Source organism: Streptomyces torulosus (assembly GCF_001419765.1).
GTDB lineage: Bacteria > Actinomycetota > Actinomycetes > Streptomycetales > Streptomycetaceae > Streptomyces > Streptomyces torulosus.
On record NZ_LIRK01000770.1, the window covers coordinates 1 to 4,168 of the forward strand.

5 protein-coding genes are annotated in these 4,168 nt (G+C 73.3%); 3 read left to right on the forward strand and 2 right to left on the reverse strand.

Annotated elements, in window-relative coordinates:
- Positions 1-1,008 (reverse strand): gluzincin family metallopeptidase (locus tag AOK23_RS39535; protein ID WP_055717269.1); only part of this gene is annotated, 1,008 nt, incomplete at its 3' end.
- A gap of 37 nt (positions 1,009-1,045) precedes the next feature.
- Here AOK23_RS39535 and AOK23_RS39540 point away from each other — a divergent pair.
- A complete protein-coding gene (locus AOK23_RS39540) occupies positions 1,046-1,546 on the forward strand; it encodes a hypothetical protein (RefSeq protein WP_055717270.1) in 501 nt (166 codons plus the stop codon).
- A 23-nt stretch (positions 1,547-1,569) separates the two neighbouring features.
- Here AOK23_RS39540 and AOK23_RS39545 read toward each other — a convergent pair whose 3' ends face one another.
- Entirely contained in the window at positions 1,570-2,238 is a 669-nt protein-coding gene (locus tag AOK23_RS39545) for a pentapeptide repeat-containing protein (RefSeq protein ID WP_079049967.1), read from the reverse strand.
- Between the two features lie 148 nt (positions 2,239-2,386).
- Between AOK23_RS39545 and AOK23_RS39550 the strand changes: the two genes are divergently transcribed.
- Together AOK23_RS39550 and AOK23_RS39555 are read left to right on the forward strand one after the other, a co-directional pair.
- Positions 2,387-3,589, forward strand: coding sequence for an FAD-dependent oxidoreductase (locus AOK23_RS39550; protein WP_055717272.1), 1,203 nt, complete (start codon positions 2,387-2,389; stop codon positions 3,587-3,589).
- A 51-nt stretch (positions 3,590-3,640) separates the two neighbouring features.
- Positions 3,641-4,168, forward strand: a 528-nt coding sequence (locus tag AOK23_RS39555) for an alcohol dehydrogenase catalytic domain-containing protein (protein ID WP_157878292.1), incomplete at its 3' end; no start/stop codon positions are given.

The window sequence follows — 4,168 nt, forward strand, 5'->3', positions numbered from 1 at the left end:
CCACTGGTGGGCCAGCTCGTGGACGAGCAGGCTGGTGTCGGGGGCGCCGGGGACGACCGGGCGGTTCTGGGTCTCCAGCGCGTACTCCACGTCCTCCTCCCGCTCGACGATCGCGCCGGTGGAGGAGAAGGGGTACGGGCCGAAGTTGATCTCCGCCCAGTCGATGATGTCCGGGATGTCGTCGAGGGCCTCGCGGCTGCCCTCGGCCTCCTCGGGGTCCACGGCTATGTACACCGGCGGCTTCTTCTCACCGACCGTGGGGCGCCGGATCTCGTACGCGCCGATCGCGAGCGTGGCGAGATAGCTAGCCATCGGTTCTGCCGAGCGCCACGCGAACGTCGTACGCCCGTCCTTCGTCGACTCGCGGCGCAACTCCCCGTTGGAGACGGCCTGGAGGCGCTGCGGGACGGTGGCGGTGATGTCGTACGTCGCCTTGTCCGAGGGGTGGTGGTTGCCGGGGAACCAGGCCATCGAGCCCGTCGGTTCGCCGAGCGCGAGCGCCCCGTCGGCGGTCGGCAGCCAGCCCTCGTGGGAGCCGTCCGGGTCGGTGATCGTGCGCGGCTCGCCCGAGTAACGCACCGTCGTACGGAACGTCTTCCCCTTCTCCAGCGCGTGCGCCGGCCGGACGATCAGCTCCTGGCCCTTCCGTTTCCACCGGGCCAGGGCGCCGTCGACGGTCACGGACTCGACGTACATGCCCTTCAGGTCCAGGTCGAAGGCGCTGAGGTCCTGCTTCGCCCGGGCGGTGACGACGGCCTTCCCGTCGACATGGTCCTCGTGGTCGTCGCGGTCCTTGCCCCGCTCGATGTCGACGTCGAGGGTCAGGGCGTAGTGCGTGACGTCGTAGCCGCCGTTGCCGAGCTTCGGGAAGTACGGGTCCCCCAGGCCGGCCGCGCCGCGCGTGCCGCCGGTGCCGGATCCCGCCCCCTCGTCCGTGCAGGAGGTGAGGGTGAACGTCAGGGCTGCGGCGAGCAGCGCGGCAGGGACAACCGGTAAGGATCGGGACACATCCAAGATCCTAGGCGGACATGACACCATCGCCTACGTGCTCGACATCGGCTACGCCCTCTCCAACCGCTTCCCGGACCCGCCGCAGACGGACTACCGCCGCGCCGACGTCTACGCGCTGCGGCACGACCTCTTCTGCGGTGATGTCTACCTCGCCGACACCAAGGAGGACCGGGAGCTGTCCACAGCCTGGGGATGGGTGCCGGTGCTGGACTTCGCGTGGGCGCTGTGCGACATCGTCGAGCAGCTGGACCGGGACCCCGCGGGCTCCCGCGCCTCCCGGCCGCAGCACGCGGAGCTGGACTTCACCGAGTCGACCGACCGCATGCTCTTCGAGCGCCGCTTCGGATGGGTGGACATCGAGTCCGACTGGATGCCGGCCGAGGAGCCCCCGCTCACCTTCTCCCACGGCGAACTCCGGCGAGAGGCACGGGACTTCCTGCACGACCTCGTCGCCGACCTGTGCGACCTGCACGAGGACCTCGCCGACAACCCGGCGATCTGGACCCTCCAGGCCCGCTTCCCCCGGCTCGGCTGAGCCCCGCGCGAGGCCGGGGCCCCTCACCCCTCCACTCTGATCCCCATCTCGCCCGCCAGCACCGGCGCCAGATCCATCAGCTGCGCCGCGCTGATCACCGCCCCCGACAGCCGCTCCACCCCGCGGGCGATCTCCACCGAGGCGGCGCCGCGCAGGTCGACGTCCTTCAGGGTCGCCCCGCTCAGGTCGGCGCCCTTCACCGCGCACCCGACGAACTCGACCCGCTCCAGCCGCGCGCCCCCGAAGTCCGGCTCGACGAGGACGCAGTCCTCGAAGACGACGTCCTTGAGCCGAGCGTCGCGCAGATTCAGATAGTCGATCTTGCCGCCGCGGATCAGCACCCGCTCCAGCGCCGCCCCGTGCAGCTGTACGCCGCCGAGCCGCGCGTCCACCAGCTCGACATCACGGAGGGTGGCCTCGGCGAGGTCGGTGCCGACCCCGCGCACGCCGGTGAGGACGGAGTCCAGCAGCCGGGCCCGGTGCAGCCGCGTCTCGTCCAGCGCGCATCCCGTGAGCGCGCAGTCCATGAACCGGGCGCCCCCGCCGTCCTGCCCGGCCAGGTCCCGCTCACGGAACTCCAGCCCGTCGTAGTCCCCGTCCGGCTCCAGTCCTCCGCCCTCGTACGCCTCCAGCGCGGGCAACCGCACCTCCGGTCGCCGCGCCCCCTTCACCACCGACTTCGCCCGCACCATGCCCTCATCCTGCACCCCACCACTGACAACGCCCCTGACCTGCGAAGCCTCGCCCGGAGCGGGTCGCCCGGCCGCCCATGTCACATTCCGGCCCCCTCGCCCCGTCGTACGCGCAGACAGCCGGCACCGACGCGAGGGAGCCCGAACCATGCAGCGCACGCCGACCCAGCTCACCGTCGTCGGCGGCGGTTTCGCCGGCCTCACCGCGGCGATCACCGCCGCCGAGTCGGGCGCCCGGGTCACCGTGTACGAGGCGCACCACACGCTCGGCGGGCGGGCCCGGACCACGGAGGGCCCGTACCGGACGAACGAGGGGCCGCACGCGCTCTACAACGGCGGCCCCCACTGGACCTGGCTCAGCCGCCGCGACCTGATCGGCCCGCTCGCGCCGCTCCCTGCCCTGGAGGCGTCCCGGCTGCGGCTGCACCACAGGGGCGTCCTCCGCCGCACCCCGCCGTTCGGGATGCTGAAGCTGCTGCGCCCGCGCCGGACCGGCGGCCGCGCCCCGGTCGACGTCGACTTCCTCACCTGGGCGACCGAGCAGGCGGGCGAGGAGGCCGCACGGGCCGCCGCCCACTACGCGGCGGTCGCGCTGTTCCACCACGACCCGGGCGCCCTGTCCGCCGCGTTCGTGCAGGAACGGCTGCGCCGGGCCACGAAGCTGCCCCCGGAGGCGCACTACCCGCGCGGTGGCTGGGCGAGCGTCATCGACCGGATGGCGGCCCGCGCCTGGAACCTCGGCGTACGCATGGAGACCCTCAGCCGCGTCGGCGACCTGGACGAGGTACGCGGCCTGCGCCCCGGCCCGGTGATCGTCGCCACCTCCCTGGACGCCGCCCGCCGTCTGCTGCGCGACGACTCGCTGACCTGGCCCAGCGGCCGTACCGCGCTGCTCGACCTCGCCCTGCGGACGCGCCGGGGCGACGCGTTCGCGGTCTCCGACCTGGACGCGCCCGGCTGGATCGAGCGTTTCACCGCGCAGGACCGCACGCTCGCGCCGGCCGGTGAGCAGTTGCTCCAGGGCCAGTTCCCGATCGCGCCGCACGAGTCGCGCGCGGACGGGGTGGCCCGCGGCGAGCATCTGCTGGACCTGGGGTTCCCGGGCTGGCGCGACCGGGTCACCTGGCGACGCGAGGCGACCTCGAACGGCCGTACGGGCGCGGTCGATCTGCCCGGCACCAGCTGGCGCGACCGTCCGGCCGTGGACCGGGGCGATGGTGTGTACCTCGCGGGCGACCAGGTCGCGGCGCCGGGCGTGCTGTCGGAGGTGTCGTTCAACAGCGCCCTCGCGGCCGTCTCGCTCGCCCTCGGCCGACGCCGACGGAACTCCCTTGACCTCAAGCATGCTTGAGGTTGAAGGCTGGGGTCACACGCGAAGCGCAGACCCAAGGGGGAGCCCTCCATGCACGCGATCCGCCTGCACGCCTTCGGCCCGGCCGAGAACCTCACCCACGAGAAGACCGAGGACCCCGAGCCCGGCCCCGGCCAGGTCCGCATAGCCGTCGCCGCGGCGGGCGTCCACCTGCTCGACACGGCCCTGCGCGAGGGACAGCAGGGGCCCGGGCCCGCGCCGCTGCTGCCCACGATCCCCGGCCGCGAGGTGGCCGGGGTCGTCGAGTCCCTCGGCGAGGGCGCCCCGGAGTCCTGGCTCGGCAAGCGCGTCACCGCCCACCTCGGCTGGGCGCCCGGCGGCTACGCCGAGCTGGCCGTCACCGAGGTCGAACGGCTGCACGAGATCCCGGAGAACCTCGACTTCGCCGAGGCCGTCGCCATGATCGGCACGGGCCGTACGACGATGGGGATCCTCCTCTTCGCCGACCTCGGCCCGGACGACGTGGTCCTGGTCCCGGCCGCCGCCGGCGGTATCGGCACCCTGCTCGTGCAGTACGCCAAGAACGCGGGCGCCACGGTCATCGGCCTCGCCGGCGGC

What these genes read in the sequence shown, in the direction of transcription:
- AOK23_RS39545 (WP_079049967.1), bottom strand. Translation starts at nt 2,238, where the DNA reads ATGGTGCGGGCGAAGTCGGTGGTGAAGGGGGCGCGGCGACCGGAGGTG.
- AOK23_RS39550 (WP_055717272.1), top strand. Translation starts at nt 2,387, where the DNA reads ATGCAGCGCACGCCGACCCAGCTCACCGTCGTCGGCGGCGGTTTCGCC.